General features: G+C 51.3%; 26 protein-coding genes. 7 read left to right on the top strand and 19 right to left on the bottom strand.

Translation table 11 applies throughout. From position 1 onward, the window contains the following. Nucleotides 1-7: 7 nt before the first annotated feature. From IE074_RS08505 to rpe, 3 genes are all read right to left on the bottom strand, one after another. On the bottom strand, nucleotides 8-1,531 hold the full coding sequence (locus tag IE074_RS08505; RefSeq protein WP_189385063.1) for an anthranilate synthase component I family protein: 1,524 nt from the start codon (nucleotides 1,529-1,531) through the stop codon (nucleotides 8-10). A 245-nt stretch (nucleotides 1,532-1,776) separates the two neighbouring features. After that, nucleotides 1,777-2,448: a phosphoglycolate phosphatase gene (locus IE074_RS08500; protein WP_189385047.1), complete on the bottom strand. Its 672-nt coding sequence runs from the start codon at nucleotides 2,446-2,448 to the stop codon at nucleotides 1,777-1,779. Nucleotides 2,449-2,457: 9 nt separating this feature from the next. Next, the gene (rpe, locus tag IE074_RS08495; RefSeq protein ID WP_189385046.1) at nucleotides 2,458-3,168 is read right to left on the bottom strand and encodes a ribulose-phosphate 3-epimerase; all 711 of its coding nucleotides are present in this window, start codon (nucleotides 3,166-3,168) and stop codon (nucleotides 2,458-2,460) included. Nucleotides 3,169-3,259: 91 nt separating this feature from the next. On the opposite strand from rpe, the gene apaG reads away from it, so the two are divergent. From apaG to IE074_RS08475, 4 genes are read left to right on the top strand one after another with little or no spacing between them, the layout of a single operon-like run. Then, the gene (apaG, locus tag IE074_RS08490) at nucleotides 3,260-3,634 is read left to right on the top strand and encodes a Co2+/Mg2+ efflux facilitator ApaG/CorD (protein WP_189385045.1); all 375 of its coding nucleotides are present in this window, start codon (nucleotides 3,260-3,262) and stop codon (nucleotides 3,632-3,634) included. 15 nt (nucleotides 3,635-3,649) lie between these two features. Next, nucleotides 3,650-4,924, top strand: a complete 1,275-nt coding sequence (gene mltA, locus IE074_RS08485) for a murein transglycosylase A (RefSeq protein WP_373297797.1) — start codon at nucleotides 3,650-3,652, stop codon at nucleotides 4,922-4,924. Then, the gene (locus IE074_RS08480) at nucleotides 4,921-6,096 is read left to right on the top strand and encodes an FAD-dependent oxidoreductase (RefSeq protein ID WP_189385044.1); all 1,176 of its coding nucleotides are present in this window, start codon (nucleotides 4,921-4,923) and stop codon (nucleotides 6,094-6,096) included. Before mltA ends, IE074_RS08480 begins: the two co-directional genes overlap by 4 nt. A 47-nt stretch (nucleotides 6,097-6,143) precedes the next feature. Further along, nucleotides 6,144-6,902 carry a DsbC family protein gene (locus tag IE074_RS08475; protein ID WP_189385043.1) on the top strand — a complete coding sequence of 253 codons (759 nt, stop codon included), beginning with the start codon at nucleotides 6,144-6,146 and terminating at the stop codon, nucleotides 6,900-6,902. Nucleotides 6,903-6,963: 61 nt separating this feature from the next. Here IE074_RS08475 and IE074_RS08470 read toward each other — a convergent pair whose 3' ends face one another. From IE074_RS08470 to IE074_RS08445, 6 genes are all read right to left on the bottom strand, one after another. Then, nucleotides 6,964-7,689 carry a pyrimidine 5'-nucleotidase gene (locus IE074_RS08470; RefSeq protein WP_189385042.1) on the bottom strand — a complete coding sequence of 242 codons (726 nt, stop codon included), beginning with the start codon at nucleotides 7,687-7,689 and terminating at the stop codon, nucleotides 6,964-6,966. A 2-nt stretch (nucleotides 7,690-7,691) separates the two neighbouring features. Next, nucleotides 7,692-8,597, bottom strand: coding sequence for an acetylglutamate kinase (gene argB / locus IE074_RS08465; protein ID WP_189385041.1), 906 nt, complete (start codon nucleotides 8,595-8,597; stop codon nucleotides 7,692-7,694). A 33-nt stretch (nucleotides 8,598-8,630) separates the two neighbouring features. After that, on the bottom strand, nucleotides 8,631-9,122 hold the full coding sequence (locus IE074_RS08460; RefSeq protein WP_189385040.1) for a peroxiredoxin family protein: 492 nt from the start codon (nucleotides 9,120-9,122) through the stop codon (nucleotides 8,631-8,633). Further along, the gene (locus IE074_RS08455) at nucleotides 9,122-9,826 is read right to left on the bottom strand and encodes a BON domain-containing protein (protein WP_189385039.1); all 705 of its coding nucleotides are present in this window, start codon (nucleotides 9,824-9,826) and stop codon (nucleotides 9,122-9,124) included. The genes IE074_RS08460 and IE074_RS08455 overlap by 1 nt, the downstream gene beginning before the upstream one ends. After that, nucleotides 9,823-10,416, bottom strand: a complete 594-nt coding sequence (locus IE074_RS08450) for a phosphoheptose isomerase (protein ID WP_189385038.1) — start codon at nucleotides 10,414-10,416, stop codon at nucleotides 9,823-9,825. Before IE074_RS08450 ends, IE074_RS08455 begins: the two co-directional genes overlap by 4 nt. A 120-nt stretch (nucleotides 10,417-10,536) precedes the next feature. Continuing rightward, nucleotides 10,537-11,010: a YraN family protein gene (locus IE074_RS08445; protein WP_189385037.1), complete on the bottom strand. Its 474-nt coding sequence runs from the start codon at nucleotides 11,008-11,010 to the stop codon at nucleotides 10,537-10,539. Between the two features lie 143 nt (nucleotides 11,011-11,153). Between IE074_RS08445 and rsmI the strand changes: the two genes are divergently transcribed. Beyond that, nucleotides 11,154-12,029: a 16S rRNA (cytidine(1402)-2'-O)-methyltransferase gene (rsmI, locus tag IE074_RS08440; RefSeq protein ID WP_229793947.1), complete on the top strand. Its 876-nt coding sequence runs from the start codon at nucleotides 11,154-11,156 to the stop codon at nucleotides 12,027-12,029. Here rsmI and IE074_RS15020 read toward each other — a convergent pair. The 10 genes from IE074_RS15020 to IE074_RS08390 all read right to left on the bottom strand — a co-directional run bounded on the left by IE074_RS15020 (nucleotide 12,026) and on the right by IE074_RS08390 (nucleotide 19,351). Then, complete coding sequence (locus IE074_RS15020) at nucleotides 12,026-12,703, bottom strand: septal ring lytic transglycosylase RlpA family protein (protein WP_308429755.1); 678 nt, start codon at nucleotides 12,701-12,703, stop codon at nucleotides 12,026-12,028. The genes rsmI and IE074_RS15020 overlap by 4 nt on opposite strands. Nucleotides 12,704-12,741: 38 nt before the next feature. Then, the gene (gene rapZ / locus IE074_RS08430) at nucleotides 12,742-13,617 is read right to left on the bottom strand and encodes an RNase adapter RapZ (protein ID WP_189385034.1); all 876 of its coding nucleotides are present in this window, start codon (nucleotides 13,615-13,617) and stop codon (nucleotides 12,742-12,744) included. Nucleotides 13,618-13,728: 111 nt separating this feature from the next. Continuing rightward, complete coding sequence (gene hprK / locus IE074_RS08425) at nucleotides 13,729-14,658, bottom strand: HPr(Ser) kinase/phosphatase (RefSeq protein ID WP_189385033.1); 930 nt, start codon at nucleotides 14,656-14,658, stop codon at nucleotides 13,729-13,731. An 8-nt stretch (nucleotides 14,659-14,666) separates the two neighbouring features. Beyond that, nucleotides 14,667-15,119, bottom strand: a complete 453-nt coding sequence (gene ptsN / locus IE074_RS08420; RefSeq protein ID WP_189385032.1) for a PTS IIA-like nitrogen regulatory protein PtsN — start codon at nucleotides 15,117-15,119, stop codon at nucleotides 14,667-14,669. Between the two features lie 114 nt (nucleotides 15,120-15,233). Next, nucleotides 15,234-15,554, bottom strand: coding sequence for a ribosome hibernation-promoting factor, HPF/YfiA family (gene hpf, locus IE074_RS08415; RefSeq protein WP_189385031.1), 321 nt, complete (start codon nucleotides 15,552-15,554; stop codon nucleotides 15,234-15,236). A 159-nt stretch (nucleotides 15,555-15,713) separates the two neighbouring features. Next, nucleotides 15,714-16,505: an LPS export ABC transporter ATP-binding protein gene (gene lptB / locus IE074_RS08410; protein WP_189385030.1), complete on the bottom strand. Its 792-nt coding sequence runs from the start codon at nucleotides 16,503-16,505 to the stop codon at nucleotides 15,714-15,716. 15 nt (nucleotides 16,506-16,520) lie between these two features. After that, nucleotides 16,521-17,126 (bottom strand): lipopolysaccharide transport periplasmic protein LptA, encoded by a 606-nt coding sequence (lptA, locus tag IE074_RS08405; protein ID WP_189385029.1) that lies wholly within the window; start codon nucleotides 17,124-17,126, stop codon nucleotides 16,521-16,523. Then, nucleotides 17,123-17,752 carry an LPS export ABC transporter periplasmic protein LptC gene (gene lptC, locus IE074_RS08400; protein WP_189385028.1) on the bottom strand — a complete coding sequence of 210 codons (630 nt, stop codon included), beginning with the start codon at nucleotides 17,750-17,752 and terminating at the stop codon, nucleotides 17,123-17,125. The genes lptA and lptC overlap by 4 nt, the downstream gene beginning before the upstream one ends. A gap of 3 nt (nucleotides 17,753-17,755) precedes the next feature. Beyond that, nucleotides 17,756-18,355, bottom strand: coding sequence for a KdsC family phosphatase (locus IE074_RS08395; RefSeq protein WP_189385027.1), 600 nt, complete (start codon nucleotides 18,353-18,355; stop codon nucleotides 17,756-17,758). Between the two features lie 6 nt (nucleotides 18,356-18,361). Beyond that, nucleotides 18,362-19,351: a KpsF/GutQ family sugar-phosphate isomerase gene (locus IE074_RS08390; RefSeq protein WP_189385026.1), complete on the bottom strand. Its 990-nt coding sequence runs from the start codon at nucleotides 19,349-19,351 to the stop codon at nucleotides 18,362-18,364. 142 nt (nucleotides 19,352-19,493) lie between these two features. On the opposite strand from IE074_RS08390, the gene purT reads away from it, so the two are divergent. Both purT and IE074_RS08380 read left to right on the top strand, forming a co-directional pair. Beyond that, on the top strand, nucleotides 19,494-20,717 hold the full coding sequence (purT, locus tag IE074_RS08385) for a formate-dependent phosphoribosylglycinamide formyltransferase (RefSeq protein WP_189385025.1): 1,224 nt from the start codon (nucleotides 19,494-19,496) through the stop codon (nucleotides 20,715-20,717). Nucleotides 20,718-20,779: 62 nt separating this feature from the next. Further along, the gene (locus tag IE074_RS08380) at nucleotides 20,780-21,316 is read left to right on the top strand and encodes an adenine phosphoribosyltransferase (protein ID WP_189385024.1); all 537 of its coding nucleotides are present in this window, start codon (nucleotides 20,780-20,782) and stop codon (nucleotides 21,314-21,316) included. The last annotated feature ends 31 nt before the right edge of the window (nucleotides 21,317-21,347 follow it).

Genomic DNA, 21,347 nt, shown 5'->3' with positions numbered 1-21,347 from the left:
TGTACTGTTAAACGGGTTGGTCAAGGCCATACTGGACCTGTTCGGCCGCACGCAGCACGGCACGTGCCTTGGCTTCGGTTTCGAGCCATTCTTTTTCGGGGTCGGAGTCGGCCACAATGCCGGCGGCGGCCTGCACGTAAAGCATGCCGTTTTTAATCACGCCGGTACGAATCGCAATGGCCACATCCATGGTGCCGTTGTAGCTTAAGTAACCGGCCGCGCCACCGTACACGCCACGGCGTACCGGTTCGAGCTCATCGATGATTTCCATGGCCTTGACTTTGGGTGCGCCGGTCAGGGTGCCGGCAGGAAAAGAGGCGCGCAAGACATCAATGGCACCCATGCCCGGCTTAAGTGTGCCCTTGACATTGGAAACCAGGTGCATCACGTGTGAATAGCGCTCAATATTCATCTGGTCGGACACTTCAACGGTGCCGGTTTGTGCCACGCGGCCCACATCGTTGCGGGCCAGGTCAATCAGCATGACATGTTCGGCAATTTCCTTGGGATCGGCCTTCAGATCTTCGGCCAGCGCGGCGTCTTCAGAGGGGGTTTCACCACGCTTGCGGGTGCCAGCCAGCGGACGGATGGTAATAGACGACTGTTCCTGCCTGTTTTCATCAAGGAAAACTTCCTGGCGCACCAGGGTCTCGGGTGAAGACCCCACAACATGGAAATCACCGAAGTTCCAGAAGTACATGTACGGGGAGGGATTCAGTGAGCGCAGGGCACGGTACAGGGACAGGGGAGAATCACGAAATGGCTTGGCAATGACCTGGCCTACCTGAACCTGCATCAAATCACCGGCCGCAATATGTTCTTTGGCTTTCAGGACGGCATTGATGTAGTCCTGTTTCTTGAAGTCCCGGATTTCCTCGGTAACCATGCTGGGCAGGCTGTAGGGAATCTCAACCGGTTTGCGCAGCATGGTACGCAGTTTCAGAAGCCGTTTTTGGGCTTTGCTGTAGCTTTCCGGGACGGAAGGATCGGCATAAATCATCAGGTAAGTGCGGCCGATGACATTGTCGACAATGACCAGTTCATCAACCTGCATCAGCATGATGTCGGGAATGCCATCTTCCTGACCATGCGGGAAAGGCTTGACGGCAGGCCCCAGGCTGGGTTCTATATTGCGTACGGTATCGTAACCGAAATAACCTGCCAGACCACCGGCAAAACGGGGAATGCCAGGGCGGGTGGCCACCTTGAAACGCTGCTGGAAAGCCTTGATGAATTCAAGCGGATCCCCTTCATGGGATTCAACCACCTGGCCATCGGTAATGACTTCGGTGAGCTGTCCGCTTGCCTTGATGACGGTTTTGGCAGGCAGGCCAATAAATGAGTAACGGCCAAACTGTTCACCACCCACCACCGACTCCAGCAGACAAGTCATGCGGCCTGATTCTTTGCCTGTATGGGCCAGCTTGAGGTAAATGCCCAGTGTGGTATCCAGGTCTGCGTAGGTTTCCTTGACAATTGGAATGCGGTTGTAGCCTTGCGCTGCTAATGCGTTAAATTCTATTTCAGTCATCATAGTGGTCTCATTTTTTTTCAATTAGACCGGGTAGAAATAAAAAAACCCGGTCTAGCCTTACAGGTTACCGGGAATTTTATTTACTGCTTGATTGACGTTAAGGATGCGTGGACGCGCCTTTTACTTGAAAATCCCGGAACACAAACGCCACCAGCGCCAATAGTTGGCGCAATAAGAAGAAGCGAATGCATTGAAAGGGATTTTCATGGGCGTAACTGATTTCCTGAATCTTCCTGAATCTGTCATTGATTGGCAAGCCATTGGGCCGCGCCAGTCATGGAATCAATAATAGCATCTACTTTAAGGGTTTGTACACTATTTCCTTCGTTATATCCATAAGGCAGGATTAAAACAGGCATGCCTGCAGCCTGTGCGGCCTGCACATCGTTAATGGAATCGCCAATAAATACACTGTGTTCAGGCGGATGGCCCAGTTTTTCACAGGCATACAATAACGGTTCGGGATGTGGTTTTTTTCTTGCGCAGGTATCACCCGACACAACCGTGTCAAAAAAACCGATCAGACCGGTCTGGGTTAACAGGGGCAGGGTGAAGGCTTCGGCCTTATTGGTGACCACGGCCAGTTTAAGGCCTTGCGCCGTCATGGCTTTCAGGCCATCGATGACACCGGGGTAAACCGTACTGCCATCACCGTTAACCAGATGGTAATGCCGGACGAAAATTTCCCTGGCCTGATTGAACACTTCAGGACGAAGTTCTTTGTTGTCAAGACTGGCATTGATGGTGCGGATAATCAGGTTGTCAATGCCTTTGCCAACAAAGCTGGCAATCACATCTTGTCCCAGGGTATGCATACCCAGTTCCAGGCGCATGGCATTGGCGGCATGCGCAAGGTCGGGGATGCTGTCCACCAGGGTTCCGTCAAGGTCGATAAGAACGGCGTGAATGGTCATGTCCTGCCTTTATATTGAAGCGGCAGCCGCTGCTTCGCCTTTGGCGATTTCACGACGCATTTCAGCGATGATGGAGGCATAATCTTTCTGGCCGAAAATGGCTGAGCCGGCCACAAAGGTATCCGCACCGGCGGCACGGATCTGTGCAATGTTATCGGTTTTTACGCCACCGTCAACTTCGAGTAGAATGGTTTGGCCACCTGTGTTTTGCCACTGGTCTATGCGAGCCCTGGCCTGGCGCAGCTTGTCCAGGGTGTTGGGAATGAATTTTTGTCCGCCAAAACCCGGGTTTACTGACATAAGCAGAATCACGTCCAGCTTGTCCATGACATGGTCCATGAAACCAAGCGGGGTGCCGGGATTGAAAACCAGGCCTGCCTTGCAGCCATGATCACGGATAAGACCCAGGCTGCGGTCCAGGTGACGGGAGGCTTCAGGGTGGAAGGTGATAATGTTGGCACCTGCCTTGGCAAACATGGGAATCAGGCTGTCAACCGGTTCACACATCAGGTGGACATCAATGGGGGCGGTGGTATGAGGACGAATGGCTTCGCAAACCATTGGGCCGATGGTCAGGTTGGGGACATAATGGTTGTCCATGACATCAAAATGGATCCAGTCGGCACCGGCTTGAACGACATCGCGGACTTCTTCACCCAGACGGGCGAAATCGGCGGACAGGATGCTGGGCGCAATTCGGGTAACATGCTGTAATGACATGATGATTTTTCGTAATTTGAGATGGTGGAAGTACAATAAGAGGTTATTATTTCACATAAAATAGTGTGATAATTCATTCAGGAGAATTCTTTTGAAATCTGATAGCATCGAGGTTGAGGTCATTGCGCAATATCTGCCGGAGCAATCGGATCCTGAAAAAAGGCAGTATTTTTTTATTTATACAGTACGTATCAGGAATAACGGTTTGTTTGCGGCACAAGTCATTAGCCGGCACTGGATTATCAAGGATGGTAACGAGCAGGTCCAGGAAGTCAGGGGGCTTGGAGTGATTGGACAACAGCCCCTGATTGCCGTGGGCGATACCTTTGAATACACCAGTGGTTGTCCGCTTAGTACGCCTTACGGCACTATGAAGGGCAGTTATCACTGTGTGGGTGAAAACGGTATTCCTTTCGATGTTGATATTCCCGAATTCGTGCTGACCGTACCCCGCACCTTACATTAAGAACGGAAAAGAATAATGATGAAACTTCGTCTTCTGGCCCTTTCAGTCAGTTCGGCTGTTTTGCTGGCTGCCTGTTCGGGCGGCACCCCTTTTGTCTCTGGCGAAGCGCCCGAAGTGCCAGCCATTGATGCGCCTTTGACAGTGCCCCCGTTATCTTCCTTTGCGCAAACCGCACCACGCAAATTGTCAGGTCAGTATACCCGGGCATCCTGGTCCGATCTGCCCGGCTGGGAACAGGCGCAGGTTGATAATCTCTGGCTGACTTTGCTGAATAACTGCCGGGGCCTGATGCGACCCATTTCCGGTTCCCTCACGATACCCGCACGCGCCACACCACAGGCGTGGCAGCCCGTTTGCAAGGCCGTTGCCGAATCGGGACAACCGGCCCGCAGCAATGATACCGTTTTTGTGAAAAATTTCCTTGAAACCCATTTGCAGCCCTGGAAGGTTTCCGGGGCAAATGGCAGCAGCAATACCGTGACCGGTTATTACGAACCGGTGGTCAGGGGCTCCCTGTCACAAGGGGGTGTCTATCAATGGCCCATGTACGCACCGCCCGCCGATTTGCTAACCATCGATCTGGGTAGTGTCTATCCTGAATTGGCCGGCAAACGCATCCGGGGTAAACTGGTAGACAATAAAGTGGTGCCTTACGATACCCGTGAGCAAATCAATGCCAGCGCCAACAAACCCCCGGTTATTGCCTGGCTCGATGACCCCGTCGAAGCATTTTTCCTGCAAATCCAGGGTTCAGGACGTGTCCTGCTTGATAATGGTGAAACCCTGCGCCTGGCTTACGCCGATCATAACGGGCGTCCTTATACCTCAATTGGAAAATGGCTGGCCGATAAGGGTGAGCTGCCCATCAGCCAGGCATCCATGCAAAATATCAAGGCTTGGGCCAAGGCCAATCCCGATCGTGTCCATGAAATGTTGAATGCCAATCAGGCCATGGTGTTTTTCCGGCCTGAAAAAGTGACCGATGAAGCGGTTGGACCTAAAGGAGCCTATGGTATTCCTTTAATTGCCCAACGATCGGTGGCTGTCGATCCAACGTTTGTGCCACTGGGTTCTCCCCTGTTTTTATCCACCACCCGGCCGGGTTCAGCTGCACCATTGAAAACGGTGGTTTTTGCCCAGGATACGGGGGCTGCCATCAAGGGCGCTGCACGGACTGATTTTTTCTGGGGTAGTGGCCCCGAGGCCGGCAATATGGCTGGTAAAATGAAGCAGCAGGGAGAAGTTTGGATTTTATGGCCTAAACAGGCTGGAGCACCGAGTGCAAGATGAGTAAATATGATGTAGTGGTTTGTGGGGGCGGTATTGTTGGGCTGTCCTGCGCGCTGGCCTTGGCCAGGCAAAGAGTAAATGTGTGTTTGCTGGGCCCCCGGAAAAAGCCTATGGCTAACCTCGGAGAACAGTACCATCCAAGAGTTTATGCCATTTCTTCAGCCAGTCAGCTGTTTCTGCAAGAACTGGGTGTCTGGAGCTCTATCCCTGCCGAACGTATTGTGCCGGTTGAAAGCATGGAGATCCATGGCGACCGGGACGGTATGGTTGTACTGGATGCCTGGCAAGCGGCACAGGCAGAGCTGGCCTGGATCATGGAGTCCGGTGAAATAGAGCAGGCCCTGTTCCAGGCGGTGCAAATCTTTGGCGTGCCCTGGATTGACGACAAAATGCAAAGCTATTCACCAGGGCAGGTGGTAACCGAAAAAGGCAAGACGGTTCAGGCCGACCTGTTCATCGGTGCCGATGGCGCCCGTTCTCCGTTGCGCAAGGCGGCAGCGCTGGCGCATGAAGCCAAGCCTTATGGTGATACCGGTCTGGTCTTGCAGCTCACCACCGAAAAACCGCATTTGAATACGGCCATTCAGTGGTTCAGGCCCAATGGTATCCTGGCATTCCTGCCATTACCCGATACCCGTGATGGTCACCAGGTTTCCATGGTGTGGTCATTGCGGGATGAGCAGGCTAAGGTGCTACAGGCTATGGATCCTGAACAGCTGGCCATCGAGTTGCCCCGTAAACTTGATGAAATTACGCAAGGCAGGTTGGGCAAGGTCAGTGTACGCAGCCCCTTGTATGGTTTTCCCCTTACTCTTGAAAAAGCCAAAATGACCGCACCGGGCATTGCCCTGGTGGGGGATGCCGCTCATCGCGTGCATCCTCTGGCGGGGCAGGGCCTTAATCTTGGTCTTGTTGATGCACGGGTTTTATGTCACATTCTGGCACAAAAGGAACCTTTCCGGTCGTTTGGCGATCTTAGGGTACTTGAGCGCTATCAAACCGAGCGCGCGGAAGCTATTCTGGCTATGCGGTTGGCCACCGATGGCCTGCACAAGCTGTTTGCCTCACCGTCATCCGGGCCTTTGGCCTTCTTGCGCAATGCCGGTATGGACGTAGTGCAGCGCTTGCCGTTTGTTAAACAGCGTTTGATCGCGGCGGCCTCGGGACTTTAATTTATCAAAGGCGGGTCAGTCCTCGCCCCTTACAGGAAATTGTTGGAATGAAATTGGATTTGAATAAATGGGCAAGACACAAGGCGTTGACGGTTTGTTGTCTGCTGGGACTGGCTTCCTCACCCCTGCTTGCACAAGAGGCAACAAATACCACAGACAGTATTAAAGCTGCCATTGCCTCGGCCTTCGAAGTTGAAGTGACCGCTGTAGAGCAAACTCCTTATGCGGGTATCTATGAGGTTCAGATGGGCACCAATATTGTGTACACCACTGAAAAAGCCGATTTTGTGATTGCCGGCAACCTGATTGATGCCAAAACCAAAAACGATGTGACCAGTGAGCGGGTGGCCAAATTATCTGAAGTGCCTTTTGAAACCTTGCCGGTTGAACAAGCCGTAAAACGTGTTATTGGCAATGGCGAAAGAAAAGTGGCCATTTTTGAAGACCCCAATTGTGGTTATTGCAAAAAGCTGTATAAAGAGTTCGAGGAGGTTGATAACGTCACGGTTTATACTTTCCTGATGCCTATCCTGGCCCCGGATTCCATGGTGAAAGCCAAAAATATCTGGTGTTCAAAAGACCAGGCGCAAGTATGGAGTAACTGGATGGCCAGGAATGAAACTCCGCCAGCGGTAGAATGTGAGGAAACGCCCATCAGCAATATTCTTGCCTTGGGCAGAGAGCTGGGCGTTCAGGGAACCCCCGCCATGTTTTTTGAAGATGGCAGCCGCATCAATGGTTATATGCCCGCCAAAAACATCAATGAGGTATTGGATCGTCAAAACCGGACGGTTAGCCAGAATTAAGCACTAACACGATTAATCTGAAATCCGCAAATGAAAAGGCCGGCTTTGGATGCCGGCTTTTTCATGAATGTGAAAAAGGGTGGCGCAAAAGCTCGTGTACCGACTTTACCCGCAGATCAACATAAGCCGGACGGATTATATGCTTGGAGCTGAAGGGAGTGCCGGCATTGAAGATGTGTACGGTTTTCATATGCAGCTGTTTGGCAATCTTCAGGTTTTTCAGGGTGTCTTCAACCAGGATGGTTTCGGTGGGTTTGCACTTTAGCTGGCAAAGCAGCTGATGCATTAACGTGGGTGATGGTTTGGGCCGAAAGGTGCCTTGCAGGCGCATTTGGTCAATGGAACAAATGCCGGCAAAGCAATGGCGGATGCCCAGGGTGTCCAGGACCGAGCAGGCATAACTGTGCGGGGCATTGGTGAGTATGTATTTGATGCCGGGGACATTTTGCAATAATCCTGCCAGATTTCGTTCCGGTTTGACAAAATCGGGCGCATGAAAGTCATGACTCATATGCAGAAATCGTGAGGCATTGACGCCGTGATGACGTTCCATGCCAATCATGGTGGCGCCGTAGCGTTCCCAGTATTTTTGCCGCAGCGCGGTGGCCGGTACAAAACCAATACCCAGTGCTTTCATGATGGCCTTGGTCATGCTGACATCAATTTGGGCAAACACGGCATGAGAGGCGTCGTGCAGGGTGTTGTCCAGGTCAAAAAGCCATACACGATTGGTTTTTTTGTGTATGGCTTTTGCGCTTAACGGCTTGATCAGGTTGGAACAGCGCATGCCTAGGCGGTAATCATGGTGCCTACGCCTTTATCGGTCAGGATTTCAAGCAGCAGACAGTGCGGAACGCGGCCATCAAGGATGTGGACGGAGTTTACACCGTTTCTGGCAGCGTCAAGGGCGGATGAAATTTTGGGTAACATGCCACCGGAAATGGTGCCATCAGCGAAAAGCTCATCAATAACTTTGGCGGAAAGACGACGCAGCAGATTACCTGATTTATCAAGCACGCCTGGTGTATTGGTCATCATCAGGAGCTTTTCAGCCAGCAGGACTTCGGCCATTTTGCCCGCCACAACGTCGGCATTGATGTTGTAAACATTGCCGTCTTCTGGATCGTAACCGATGGGCGAGATCACGGGAATAAACTGGTCATCTTGCAGGGCCTTGACAACGGATGGGTCAATACTGGTGATATCACCCACAAAACCGATATCCAAAGGCTCGTCGGGATTTTCCCGGTTGGGCATTAATTTTTTGCGTGCCTGAATGAGGCCGCCATCCTTGCCGGTCAGGCCAACAGCCTTGCCACCGGCTTCGTTGATCATCATGACGATGTCCTGCTGGACCTGACCGCCCAGAACCCATTCAACCACTTCCATGGTATCGGCATCAGTCACACGCATGCCCTGGATGAAGTTGCCATCTTTACCCAGGCGCTTGAGGGCGCTGTCGATTTGCGGACCACCACCGTGGATGACAATGGGGTTCAGGCCAATGAGCTTGAGCAGGACTACATCGCGCGCAAAACTGCGTTGCAGGCTTTCCTCTATCATTGCGTTGCCACCATATTTGATAACAACGGTTTTGCCATGAAAACGGCGAATATAAGGCAGGGATTCTGAAATGATATCCGCTTTTACAGATGGCGGAACAACATTGATATCCTGTGGCAAAATGTCGGTCATTTTTTGGTCACAATTTAAAAAAGTTAAACGGAATCAGGTTTTGGCAAGCGTATCCTGCAAGGTTTTTTCAAATATGGCTTTATCATAATTGCCAATGTAGCGCTTCACAATATTGCCTTGCCGGTCGAGCAGGAATGAGACGGGCGTGAATTTAATATCATCAAAGGCTTTGGCAACGCTGCCATCTTTGTCAAGTGTAACCGTAAAGGGCAGCTTGTTGTCACGGGTATAGTTCTTGACGAAAGGCTCGGGGTCGTAAGCCATGGCAACAGCGATGGTGTCGTAGCCCTGTTCTTTGTATTTGTTGTGATAGGCAATGGTGTCGGGCATTTGCTGGATGCAGGTAACACAATTGGTTGCCCAGAATTTTACCAATACCACCTTGCCTTGCAGGTCGCTGGTCTGGAACTGCTTGCCCTCGAGGCTCGTAAAGGTGACATTGGGGGCGGCTTCGGTTGAGCTCAGGGTAAACCAGGCACCTATTCCGGCCAATGCAACAAGAAGGGAAACAATAAATTTTTTCATCAGTTCAAAGGATAGGTTTGAGTCGTGGACGGATTAACTTCTGTTCCAGGGACTGTCATGCTGCCGCTTGATGATGTAACGGATGAATGGCTGGCAGTACCCGTATCTGAAACCAGGTCAAATACTTTGACAACCCTGTTAACGCCACTGACACCCGCTGCTGCCGAGGCGGCACGGTCTCCCTCGATGGGGGTGACCTGACCCATCAGGTAGACAACACCCCGGCTGGTGGTGATATCAATGGTACTTGATGGGACATTTTTGGTGGTGAGAAGTTCCGTTCTGACCTTGGAGGTTATCCAGCTGTCATTGGCACGGGTACTGAATGCAGCTGGCGGGGCAACCACCACTTCATTAAGCACGGTTTTTACATCGGGAACGCCCCGGGCAATGGCAATGGCCCGTTCTTTGGCGGCAAGGGTGGAGGCTTCACCGGTTAACAGGACCCGCTGGTTGTAGGCCATGGCATTAATGCGAACCGCATCTTTAAGCTCTTCACTAATGCGGCTTTCGGTGCGGATGCCGATGTTTTTGTCGGTCAGCTGCATGCCCGAGGTGCGGCGGTCAGAGACGACCACCGCCGTTGTGGTTGCCGCACCGCCCACCAGCAAGGGGACGCATGCGGACAGCAGTGTGCTGGAGCCCAGTACAAGAGCAAGTAAAGCGGTAGGGTGAATAATTCGTGCTGCACGCTTTAATTTCATGAAATATCTCCTAATAAGAATGCATCAATACCATCACACAACACATGCAGCAACAAACCATGCACTTCCTGTATGCGCATGGTGCGATCGTGGGGAACACAAAGATGAACATCGAAATCGGTCAGCATGCCGGCAATTGTGCCGCCATTTTTTCCGGTCAGGGCGATGACTGCCATGTTCCGTTCGTGGGCGGCCTGGATTGCCTTGATGACATTGCTTGAGTTGCCACTGGTAGACATGGCAACCAGGACATCACCGGGTTGCCCCAGTGCCTGTACCTGGCGCTCGAAAATGACATCAAAGCCATAATCGTTACCCACTGCAGTCAGGATGGAAGTGTCTGTATTGAGGGAAATGCCTGCGAATGGAATCCGGTCGCGCTCGAATCGTCCGACCAGCTCGGCAATGAAGTGCTGGGCATCAGCGGCGGAGCCTCCGTTGCCGCAGGCCAGTACCTTGGCATTGTTGCTGATTGCCTGGACCAATATATCGATACTTTGCGCAATCGGTGATATGAGCGTGGACGCGCTGTTTTCCATTGTCTGGATGGCGTCTTGAAAGTGTAAATTGATTCTGGTTGAAATATCCATGACCCTGATTATCGCACGAGTGCGCAAAAATACCTGTTATTAATGCATTAAAACGTAAGAGGCAATGCTGCTGTTTGCCAGAAGTGTAAGGTGATTTTATCAGGTTGATCGTGTTATGGTTCAAAATGCATGCCTGATCCATTCTATCTGTTCATGCTCCATGCAAACGGCGTCAAACCGGCATAAAGGGGTTTTTCCCCCGAAATATTTACGGCTGAGCAGGGGCAGATAAATCGCGGCACTGGCTTGCAGGCGTCTTTGTTTGGCTACGGTAATACTGGCAGCGGCACCCCCGAACCGCCTGCTGTTGCGTAACCGGATCTCAATAAACACCAGTGTATCGCCATCAATCATAATGCCATCAATTTCACCAAATCGGCAGTTCAGGTTTTGCGCCACTTTTTTCAGACCCTGCTTCTCAAGATATTCAATGGCTTGTTGTTCTGCCTGCAGGCCCATCGTTTGCCTGGGCGACAATTTATGGTCATAAAAAGGTTTACGGGTGGCGGGCTTGCGTTTTCTGGCCGCCTTTGCCCGTTTTTGCTGTGCAGCCAGTGCAAGTTCAAAAACGGTGTTGTCATGGGAATTGGTCATTTTTTATGGGAGGCGTATTTTTATGCAGTCAAAGGAAGTGATCAGCGATAATGTCGGGTGGGATTACCTGGCAGTTATTTTGACAAAAAGAGGGAACAATGGCGATAGAAGAGGGACTTTTTCATGCAGCATGGAAAAAGGTAATGGCTGATCTTGAACAGCAAAGCTGGCCCCAGGCTTGCCTGTATGTGGTGGCAACGCCAATTGGCAATCTGGCCGATATCAGTCTGCGGGCTGTTTTTACCCTGAATCAGGTTGATGTGATTGCCGCTGAAGATACCCGTTTGTCCCGTGTGTTGCTCAATGCATGGGGAATCAATACGCCCATGATGCCGGCGCATCGTCACAACGAAGCCAGGGCGGCGCAGGAAATTATTCGTCTTTTGCAGGAAGGTAAACGGGTTGCTTTGATATCGGATGCCGGTGCACCGGCAGTCAGCGATCCTGGCGGGCGCATTGTTCGCGAGGTCCGGCAACAGGGCCTGTTGGTCAGGCCAATTCCGGGCGCATCTGCGGTGATTACTGCGCTAATGGGTAGCGGGGTAAGCAGTGATGAAAATCCCACTTTTGCTTTTGCCGGATTTGTCCCGCAGAAATCGGCGGCCAGACAGCATTGGTTACGTAAATGGGGTGCGATGGACGCACCGGTGATCATGTTTGAGTCACCACACAGGATTCAGGCTTTTTGCCATGATTTGTTGCGGGTATGTGGCGCTGATCGCCAGTTAACGGTAGCCCGGGAATTAACCAAACGTTTTGAACAGATCGTGACCTTGCCGATCGGTGAGCTGGCGGATTGGTTTGGGCAAGACGTTCATCGGCAGTTGGGTGAGTTCGTGTTGATTCTTGAGGCGGCGCCAGAGGCAGATGAAGATGAGCAGATGGTTAAGGCAACCGAACTGTTGAAAGTTTTGCTGCAAACGGTGTCGGTTAAAGACAGTGTGAAAATCGCGTCACAATTGACCGGACTGGCACGTGATGTTGTCTATTCACGTGCCCTTGAGCTGAAAAATGCTTAAAGCATGGTTTTGCCGGTTTTTCTGCCTTTGATATTATTCTTGATAAGTTCAACCTTGACCTTGTCACTGCCTTTATTCACAATGCCCAGTTTTTTGGCCGCCCCATAAGACAGGTCAATGATACGGTCGTCATGGAAGGGGCCACGATCATTGATTCTGACGGTAATGCTCTCACCAGTGGAAACCCGGGTCACCTTGACGACACTGTTCAGGGGTAATTCTTTATGGGCGGCAGTCATTAAATGCTGATTGTATTTTTCGCCATTGGCCGTACGCTTGCCATGAAAGCCGGGGCCGTACCATGAGGCAGTGCCCACCTGGGAAAAATCGGTAATGGTATTGGCAAACGGCACATAGCGTTTGCCCTTGATGGTATAGGCACGGGCATGGCTGCGGTGTGAAGGCTGGGCCTTGAAGCCGGTGCCTGATGCCGGTGTGATGGCCGTTGGTTCGCTTTCCGTGATGACATCGGTTTCGGCAATATCCAGGCTGCGCAGGTTTTCCCCGTAAGCCCTGTCATAGCTGCTTTCGGGGAAAATTCCATTGGCCGTAATCCTGAAATTATTGGTTTTCAGGTCTTTGGCAGGGGTAACCTGGACTGGTGTTGTTGCTTCAATAATAGGTTTGGATGGTTCTTTTTCGCTGGCATGCGTGGTGTATGATAAAAATGTCACACATAAGGCCAGAAAAAATTGTTGATGCTTTTGAGTCTTCATGTAAGGTTCTTTGGTACTTGTGAACGATGTCGAACGCGTATGGGTCGATGTGAACTGAAGCGCTTCGCCAGTTCTTCTGCTACGTATACAGATCGATGCTGTCCGCCGGTACAACCTATGGCGACGGTAAGGTAACTACGCGTATCCTGCATGTAATACGGCAACCATTTTTGGATGTATGCAGTGATATCGTTAATGATTTCAGACACGCTATCAAACTGCGATAGCCATGTTGCTACGGGCTCATCACGACCGGTAAGGGGACGTAAGTCCTTGTCGTAATGAGGATTAGGCAAGAATCTTACATCAAAAACCAGGTCCGCGTCACTAGGAACTCCCTTTTTAAATGCAAAAGATTCAAAAGTCAGTAACACATTGTTGTTATCCGGTACCACCAAATCCTTGATCCATGAGCGTAATTGGATGGGGGGCAAGTCGGAAGTGTCAATAACATGTTCATGATCGCGCAGCGGGGCCAGCAGCTCGCGTTCATGGGCAATGCATTCTCCCAGTGAAGGGGCGATGCCATTTTTAAGCTGTAGCCGATAGGCCAGTGGATGTCTGCGACGGGATTCAGAGTAGCGTTGTTTCAATGTCCGGTCATCGGCTTCAAGAAATATGACCTGCAGGGGAGTGCCCATGGCACGTATTGCGCTAATGACATCTGGCAAATTGGCCAATTCGCCGGGCGAGCGCACATCAATCGCAACAGCCACTTTTTCAAGGCCGTCTTCACGTGCGCTGGCAATAAAGTCATGCAGGAATTTAACGGGAAGATTGTCAATGCAGGTATAGCCTTGGTCTTCAAGCTGGCGAATGGCCACTGATTTGCCCGAGCCGGAAATGCCGGTAATGAGAACGACATGAAACATGTTTTTTGTATGAAATCAATTAGTTGAACTTCATACAGGATAATCAAAATTTATTACATTTACAATCAGGATTGAAAAATGTATGAATTGATAACATTTACCCGTTTTCTGTTACTGGAGGTTGCTATTTTCCATAATGGCCTGTGCCTGTCTTTCCATGAACTCGCCCAGGGTATCTATCCCTCTTAGTTTGAGGATGGTATTGCGTGCGGCTGCCTCGACCAGAACAGCCAGATTGCGGCCGGCAGCCACTTGCAGCATGACGCGGCGGATGGGCAGGCCCAGCAGTTCCTGGGTTTGATCCTGAATGGGCAGACGTTCAAATTTTTCACTGTTGGCACGCACCAGATGCACAATCAGCTTGAGCCGCATTTTGCGTCGCACTGCCGTTTCGCCAAAAATGGTGCGGATATCCAGCAGGCCAAGCCCCCTGACTTCAAGCAGGTTGCGTAACAGATCGGGGCATTGCCCTTCTATCATGGTTGGATTGGTGCGTGAAAACTCCACGGCATCATCGGCGACCAGGCCATGGCCGCGGGAAATGAGTTCGAGCGCCAGCTCGCTTTTACCCAGACCGGATTCCCCGGTAATGAGGACCCCCATTCCCAGGACATCCATGAAGACGCCATGAACGGTCGTGGTGGGTGCAAAACGCTTGCCAAGATAAATGCGCAGTACATCGATAAGATGGGCGGCATCATGCTGGCTGGAAAGCAGCGGGATTTTATTCTTTGAGCAAAAGGAGGTCAGCTCAACGGGCGTTTCAAGGCCTTCTGCAATAATGACAGCGGGAACGCCTCCTTCGGCCAGTTCAATGAGCAGTTTTTCCCGTGCGGTTTCTTTGAGTTTTTTGTAGAAAACCAGTTCTTCCTTGCCAAAAACCTGTATGCGTGAAGGATGAACAACATTAAGGTGTCCAAGCAGATCAGCGGCAGCCGTGTTGGAGGCGGGCAAATGCCGTTTGCCGGCATCCATGCCCGCAATCCAGGCCAGGCCCAGCGCTTCGCTGTTTTCATCAACAAGTTCTTGGATGCTTAACATGGTCATACTCAGGAAGATTGTGTCAGCAGATCGTAAATTTTTGCAGGATCGTTCTCGGACAGTAACTGATGACGAATCGTGTCATTGGACAGGATCCGGGCGACTTCTGCCAGAATTTCCAGATGCTGCTGGGTTGCACTTTCGGGAACAAGCAAAATAATCAGCAACTGCACATTCTGCCCGTCGGGGGAATCGAAAGGAATGGGGTTTGCCAGACGCATGAATGCAGCGGTTGCCTGTTTCAGTTTTGAAATGCGTCCGTGTGGGACGGCAACGCCATGCCCAAGCGCGGTAGACCCTAATCTTTCTCTTGAAAACAGGCTGTCGAATACAACCGAGCGTGCAATGCCCTGATTGTTTTCAAACAACAGGGCGGCTTGTTCAAATGCGCGCTTTTTACTGGTTGCGTTGACGTCAAGAAGCGTGTTTTCGGGAGTTAAAATTTGCGTTAATTGATTCATACACCGGATTATATGATTATCTTGCAGAAAGTAGCAATTTCTTTAATATGTTTTGTGCACTAAAAACCCAGCCTGATGGCTGGGTGGCTGCAAGATATTGATATTGCATTAGGTTTATGCGACAGTCATGCGTTTTGTTGAGTCATTTGAATGATCTTGCAGTTTGGATTTGTGTTTGATGACCAGTCGGTCTGCTTTGTCACTCAGCAGGTCAATGGCAGCATAAAGGTTTTCTTCTTCGGCTGCGCAGTGAATATCTTTGCCAGGAACACGCAGGGTAATCTCGGCGATATGCTTAAGAGGCTCAAGCGACAGGATAACCTGGGCATCAATAACGTGGTCAAAATGCTTGAGTACACGTCCGATTTTGTTCTCGACATATTCTTTGATGGCTGGCGTGATTTCTAAATGATGGCCGCTGATATTTATATTCATATAATTGCTCCATTGAATAATTTAAATCGCATTGTGCATGCGCAGAAAAACTTAAGGTACCTGAGTTTTTAGAAGATCCCTCTCACTTTAAGTTAGTCACAGCTCTAGTTTATAGATTATTTTTTTTAAAGCAAGTGCCTTAAATCAAACATTTCGCATTTACATTTTGAAGTGTTCGCCCAGATAAACCTTGCGTACTTCCGGGTCCTGGATGATAGATGCCGGGGCGCCATCGGTAAGCACTTTGCCTTCGCTGATAATGTAGGCACGATCACAGATACCCAGCGTTTCACGTACGTTATGATCGGTAATCAGGACACCAATATTGCGGTTTTTAAGGAAGCGGATAATGCGCTGGATTTCAATGACGGCGATGGGATCCACACCGGCAAAGGGTTCATCAAGCAAAATGAAACGTGGGTGGGTGGCCAGGGCCCTGGCAATTTCCACCCGGCGACGTTCACCGCCAGACAGGGAAAGGGCGGCATTATTGCGGATATGGGTAATTTGTAATTCAACCAGAAGGTTTTCCAGCTGTTCTTTAACCTGTGTCCGGTCCAGGGGTTTGCCGGTTTCCGGATCATATTGCAATTCAAGAACGGCCTTGATGTTTTCCTCTACCGTCAAACGACGGAAAACCGAGGCATCCTGGGGCAGATAGGACAGTCCGATTCGGGCCCGTTGATGGATAGGCAGGCCGGTAATGTTTTTTCCGTCAATTTCGATACGTCCGAAATCGGCGGGTACCAGGCCGACAATCATGTAGAAACTGGTGGTTTTGCCTGCGCCGTTAGGGCCCAGCAAGCCTACAACCTCTCCGCTTGAAACCGACAGGGAAACATCTTGGACAACCGTTCTGCCGCTGTAGGTTTTACGCAGGCCGATTGCCTGGAGCAGGCCTTTGGAGCTGGAGGAAAGGGTATTCAGGCTGGAGCTGGCGGACGTGTTCATGCAGGGAAAAATGATTTAGTTAAGTGTGCTGGGCATGGGTTTGTTATTGTATTGTTTGCGGCAGGCCTCGGTGGCTTCGTCGGCTGCCGATTGAGGCTTCACAATGGAGCGCACCCTGCCAGGTTCGACGGCCTGCGGGCCACCCTGTGCGGAATAGGTATTGTTCCTGTTGTTATAGATCACCACCTCGCCTCTGACCGTGTCAATTAATTTGCCGCAAATATAACGGTTGACAATGGCATGACCAATCATTTTGACAGTGTCGTCCTTGCCGTTGTATTCAGCACGGTCACCTTCCGAGCGGATGGTTTCATAGGTTTCCGGACGCTCTTCAAAGATATGTACTTTGCCACTGTTGACAGTGGCAGTTCCATGCTGAAAACCCTGGGCATCTTCCTGGATTTTCAGGGTGTCTGAAGTCAGCCTCATTTGGCCACGGGTAAGAATGACATTGCCATTGAAAATGCTGGTTTTGGTTTTGTCATCGTAATTCAGCGTGTCCGACAGTACCAGGGTTTCCGGCTCGGCTTGTGCGTTGGCGGCAGGCGTGGTGACTTGTGCCACTGCTGGCGCATTTACAATCAGCAAGGGGAAGATCAGTTTTATCAATAACGGTTTCATGGCCGGGTATTCTCTTCAGGGGCTTGGTCGGTATTTGACGATTTGGAGGGCAGGTCTTTATTCGAGATGGAAACATCGGTGTTGGAATAAACCTCCAGTTCGCGGGTTTTGTTATTGTAGGTCATTCCCTTGCCATTCATGCGGGAATTTCCCTGGATGACCGTAGCAGGCTTGTCTGTCTCGATAATATCTTTCTCGGGGTAGATAATCAGTTCACTGCTGGTGATGTCCAGCGCTGAAGTGTCTTCAGATGGAAAACGGTGTAAATGGGCGTTACCCCGCATCAAGATGGTTTTATCGTTATTGAACATGGTGGCATGGTCTGCCCGTCCGGTAGTGATCGCGGAACCGGGGCGCTGTCCGGTAGAAATGGCATTGACAATTTCATACGAGTCATTATGGGGGAAATGCTGCATGGAGTCTCCTTCGAGACGGTTTTTGGGAACCCCGTCCGGGTCGGAGCTTAGCATGATGAAATGGTCTGACCAGGCGTCTGGCTCATGTGAGATGCGGGCAGGCGGATCCAGTGGAATGGATCGCTGCGCATAATCGGCCGCCCACCAGGTGGTAATAACCAGGCAAAGTAGCATGAACAGGGCAATCAGGGCTGGCAGGCGTTCTTTCATGTTTTATTGAATGACAGGTCCGGTCAGGCGGGTTGAGTGGAAGTACTGGCTTAACGCGCCCTGTGACGCCAGGATCATGTCACAGCACTCCCTTGCTGCGCCGGAACCGCCTGGCAATGAGGTAACCCATTGTGCAGCCTGGATAATATACGAAGGGGCGTTGGGAACACTAATGGACAAGCCTGATTTGTGCATGGCAGTCAAGTCTATGATGTCATCGCCCATAAAGGCAATTTGTTCCAGCCCTATGCCATGACGGTTGGCCAGTTCTTCAATCAGCTGACTTTTATCCCTGACATTCTGATACACTTCGCCTATGCCCAGTTCTGCCGCGCGACGTGGCACGACCGGGCCTTCACGTCCGGTAACCAGGGCAACCATAATCCCGCTTTGCTGCAACATTTTAAGGCCGTGGCCATCAAGTGAATGAAAGCGTTTAAGCTGTTCACCGTTTTCGCCGTACCACAGGCTGCCATCGGTCAGCACGCCGTCAACATCAAAGGCGACCAGTTTGATGGTGGCCGCTATTTCACGAATATGGGCAGGCACTTTGGAAAGTACCAGGGACTCGGCGGGATGGGGAATGGATAAGGTGGGTTTCATAAGTCTTTAAATAACCTTTGCAACCATCAGGTCGTGCATGTGCATGGCACCCACCAGGGTACCCTGTTTGTCAACGACCAGCATATGGCTGAGTTTGTTTTTTTCCATCAGTGATGCGGCTTCGACGGCAAGCTCATCGGGCGCAATGCTTTTTGGGTGGGAGGACATGACCTCATGCATGGTGAAGTGACGGATATCGCCGTGGCGGACAATAAGACGGCGCAGGTCGCCATCGGTAAAAATACCAACGGGCTCATTGTTGTCATTGACAACCGCGGTCATGCCCATGCGTTTGAGAGACATTTCTTTCAGGGCCTGTGGCAAGGGGATGTCCGGAGAGACCAGAGGCAGGTCATCACCCTGTCGCATGACGTCCCTGACATAAGTCAGCAGACGGCGTCCCAGTGCCCCCCCCGGGTGGGAGCGGGCAAAATCGGATTCGCCAAAATTGCGTGCCTCAAGGCAGGTAACCGCCAGGGCATCTCCCAAGGCCAGGGCAACCGTGGTGCTGGTGGTGGGGGCAAGGTTCAGGGGGCACGCCTCTTTCTGGATACTGGCATCCAGAAACACATCACATAATTTGGCCAGGTCAGAATGGGGGTGACCGCAAATGGCAATCACCTTGGTGCCCAGCCTGCGTACAACGGGCAAGACGGTTGACAGTTCGTTGGAGTTGCCGGAATAGGAAATGGCAATCACAATATCCCTGCCAGTGACCATACCCAGGTCACCGTGCACGGCTTCACCGGAGTGAACAAAAAAACTGGGTGTGCCGGTGGAGGCCAGGGTGGCGGAAATCTTGCGGCCGATATGCCCTGATTTACCCAGACCCATGACAACCACACGTCCCTGGCAATCAAGGAGCAGGGCTATGGCGTTACTGAAGTTTTTGTCAAGACGGTCGTGAAGATCCATCAGTGCCTGTGCTTCGGCCTGAATGGTGCGGCGTCCTGAGTTAAGGGCCTTTTCGGGAGCGTATTCAATATTCTTCATCATCACGTGATTTTAATCATATCGGGAATACTAAAACATGGATTTGCCAATTTCACTGAAAAAACCGTCTTCCATTCAGGCATGGCCCTATAATGTGGTGAAAATCAGTAGCTTATGTATCAATTTTTTGGAAGTGTAGTTGATTATGAAAGACTCGTCAGTCCCTCTTTTGGGGACACCCTTGTCAGAAGCGGCACTCAAGGTGATGTTATTGGGTTCCGGAGAGTTGGGTAAAGAAGTGACTATTGCCTTGCAACGGCTTGGTGTGGAAGTGATTGCCGTTGATCGCTATGAAAACGCACCCGCCCATCAGGTGGCCCATCGCTCGCATGTGGTCTCCATGACTGACAAGGAAGCGTTAAGGCGAATCATACTGGCTGAAAAGCCGGATGTCATCGTTCCCGAAATTGAGGCCATTGCCACCGATCTGCTGGTAGAGCTGGAAGATGCCGGTGTGGCAAGAGTCATCCCCACCGCGCGGGCCGCTCAGCTTACCATGAACCGTGAAGGCATCCGCAGGCTGGCGGCTGAAACCCTGGGCTTGCCGGTGTCACCTTATCAGTTTGTCGATTCTCTTGATGCGCTCAGGCAGGCCATCAATAATGAAATTGGTTACCCTTGTGTGATCAAGCCGGTCATGTCCTCTTCCGGCAAGGGGCAGTCGGTGCTCAAGTCTGCCGCCGATCTGGAAAAAGCCTGGACGTATGCCCAGGAAGGGGGACGGACAGGTAAGGGCAGGGTGATTGTTGAAGGATTTATCAATTTCGATTATGAGATAACCCTGTTGACCGTTCGTTATCGTGATCCCCACAGCGGGCAGGTCGAGACCGCTTTTTGTGAGCCGATTGGCCATCATCAGCTTGATGGTGACTATATTGAAAGCTGGCAGCCGCACCCCATGAATCCGCACGCCCTTGAAAAGGCCCGGGATATTGCCAAAACCGTGACTGGCAGTTTGGGTGGCATGGGCGTGTTTGGCGTGGAATTGTTTGTGGCGGGTGAACAGGTCTGGTTTTCTGAAGTCAGTCCGCGACCTCATGACACCGGGATGGTAACCATGATCAGCCAGGAACAAAGCGAGTTTGAATTGCATGCCCGTGCCATGTTGGGCTTGCCAGTCAATACGCAATTGCGTCAACCGGGAGCGAGCAGTGTGATTTATGGGGGCGTTCAGGCCCAAGCCGTCAAAATTGCCAATGTGGCCCAGGCACTGGCGGAAGAGGGAACCGATATCCGCCTGTTTGGCAAACCCGAGTCTTTTGTGAAACGACGCATGGGCGTGGCTCTGGCATCGGCGGCAGACGTGCAGCAGGCGCTTGAAAAAGCCAGGCGCGTTTCTTCGACTGTCGCCATTTCAGCGGCAAGCTAAGGTCTGGTACGGCCACCGCCTATGTTTTTTTCGTTATTTTCATCCATTTACCTTGAGAGACCATGATGACCGATCCCAATGAGCTTGTTCGTAATGCGATACGAAGTGTGCCTGACTGGCCCAAGGAAGGCGTTACATTTCGTGATATTACGCCCGTGCTTCAGGATCCGCGAAGCTTTCGTGCCTTGATTGATATTTTTGTTTACCGTTACATGCGCCAGCGAATGGATCTGGTGGCGGGCGTGGATGCTCGTGGATTCATCATTGGCAGCGTGCTGGCTTATGAGCTGAACCTGGGTTTTGTACCGGTGCGTAAAAGTGGCAAGTTGCCCTTTAATACCGTTGCTGAAGAATACAAGCTGGAGTATGGCAATGCCAGTGTCGAGATGCACACTGACGCTGTCCTGCCAGGGCAACGTGTTTTATTGGTAGACGATCTGATTGCCACAGGCGGCACTATGGTTGCCGCCAGTCGTTTGTTGCAGCGTTTGGGTGCCAATGTGGTCGAGGCCGCTGCGATTATCGACCTGCCCGACCTGGGGGGCTCCCGGTTGATACGGGAAAGCGGTTTACCGGTTTTTACGGTTTGTAAATTTTAACTGGTGCAACAAAAAAACGGGGTAACTTCAA

Source organism: Advenella faeciporci (assembly GCF_014652395.1).
In the GTDB taxonomy this organism is placed as follows: Bacteria; Pseudomonadota; Gammaproteobacteria; order Burkholderiales; family Burkholderiaceae_B; genus Advenella; species Advenella faeciporci.
This window is presented reverse-complemented; position numbering and strand designations above follow the sequence as displayed.

Excerpts from the sequence above, each read along its gene's own strand:
- IE074_RS08505 (WP_189385063.1), bottom strand. The coding sequence starts at position 1,531 with ATGACTGAAATAGAATTTAACGCATTAGCAGCGCAAGGCTACAACCGC.
- IE074_RS08500 (WP_189385047.1), bottom strand. The coding sequence starts at position 2,448 with ATGACCATTCACGCCGTTCTTATCGACCTTGACGGAACCCTGGTGGAC.
- rpe (WP_189385046.1), bottom strand. The coding sequence starts at position 3,168 with ATGTCATTACAGCATGTTACCCGAATTGCGCCCAGCATCCTGTCCGCC.
- mltA (WP_373297797.1), top strand. The coding sequence starts at position 3,650 with ATGATGAAACTTCGTCTTCTGGCCCTTTCAGTCAGTTCGGCTGTTTTG.
- IE074_RS08480 (WP_189385044.1), top strand. The coding sequence starts at position 4,921 with ATGAGTAAATATGATGTAGTGGTTTGTGGGGGCGGTATTGTTGGGCTG.
- IE074_RS08475 (WP_189385043.1), top strand. The coding sequence starts at position 6,144 with ATGAAATTGGATTTGAATAAATGGGCAAGACACAAGGCGTTGACGGTT.
- IE074_RS08470 (WP_189385042.1), bottom strand. The coding sequence starts at position 7,689 with ATGCGCTGTTCCAACCTGATCAAGCCGTTAAGCGCAAAAGCCATACAC.
- argB (WP_189385041.1), bottom strand. The coding sequence starts at position 8,597 with ATGACCGACATTTTGCCACAGGATATCAATGTTGTTCCGCCATCTGTA.
- IE074_RS08460 (WP_189385040.1), bottom strand. The coding sequence starts at position 9,122 with ATGAAAAAATTTATTGTTTCCCTTCTTGTTGCATTGGCCGGAATAGGT.
- IE074_RS08455 (WP_189385039.1), bottom strand. The coding sequence starts at position 9,826 with ATGAAATTAAAGCGTGCAGCACGAATTATTCACCCTACCGCTTTACTT.
- IE074_RS08450 (WP_189385038.1), bottom strand. The coding sequence starts at position 10,416 with ATGGATATTTCAACCAGAATCAATTTACACTTTCAAGACGCCATCCAG.
- IE074_RS08445 (WP_189385037.1), bottom strand. The coding sequence starts at position 11,010 with ATGACCAATTCCCATGACAACACCGTTTTTGAACTTGCACTGGCTGCA.
- rsmI (WP_229793947.1), top strand. The coding sequence starts at position 11,154 with ATGGCTGATCTTGAACAGCAAAGCTGGCCCCAGGCTTGCCTGTATGTG.
- rapZ (WP_189385034.1), bottom strand. The coding sequence starts at position 13,617 with ATGTTTCATGTCGTTCTCATTACCGGCATTTCCGGCTCGGGCAAATCA.
- hprK (WP_189385033.1), bottom strand. The coding sequence starts at position 14,658 with ATGTTAAGCATCCAAGAACTTGTTGATGAAAACAGCGAAGCGCTGGGC.
- ptsN (WP_189385032.1), bottom strand. The coding sequence starts at position 15,119 with ATGAATCAATTAACGCAAATTTTAACTCCCGAAAACACGCTTCTTGAC.
- hpf (WP_189385031.1), bottom strand. The coding sequence starts at position 15,554 with ATGAATATAAATATCAGCGGCCATCATTTAGAAATCACGCCAGCCATC.
- lptB (WP_189385030.1), bottom strand. The coding sequence starts at position 16,505 with ATGAACACGTCCGCCAGCTCCAGCCTGAATACCCTTTCCTCCAGCTCC.
- lptA (WP_189385029.1), bottom strand. The coding sequence starts at position 17,126 with ATGAAACCGTTATTGATAAAACTGATCTTCCCCTTGCTGATTGTAAAT.
- lptC (WP_189385028.1), bottom strand. The coding sequence starts at position 17,752 with ATGAAAGAACGCCTGCCAGCCCTGATTGCCCTGTTCATGCTACTTTGC.
- IE074_RS08395 (WP_189385027.1), bottom strand. The coding sequence starts at position 18,355 with ATGAAACCCACCTTATCCATTCCCCATCCCGCCGAGTCCCTGGTACTT.
- IE074_RS08390 (WP_189385026.1), bottom strand. The coding sequence starts at position 19,351 with ATGATGAAGAATATTGAATACGCTCCCGAAAAGGCCCTTAACTCAGGA.
- purT (WP_189385025.1), top strand. The coding sequence starts at position 19,494 with ATGAAAGACTCGTCAGTCCCTCTTTTGGGGACACCCTTGTCAGAAGCG.
- IE074_RS08380 (WP_189385024.1), top strand. The coding sequence starts at position 20,780 with ATGATGACCGATCCCAATGAGCTTGTTCGTAATGCGATACGAAGTGTG.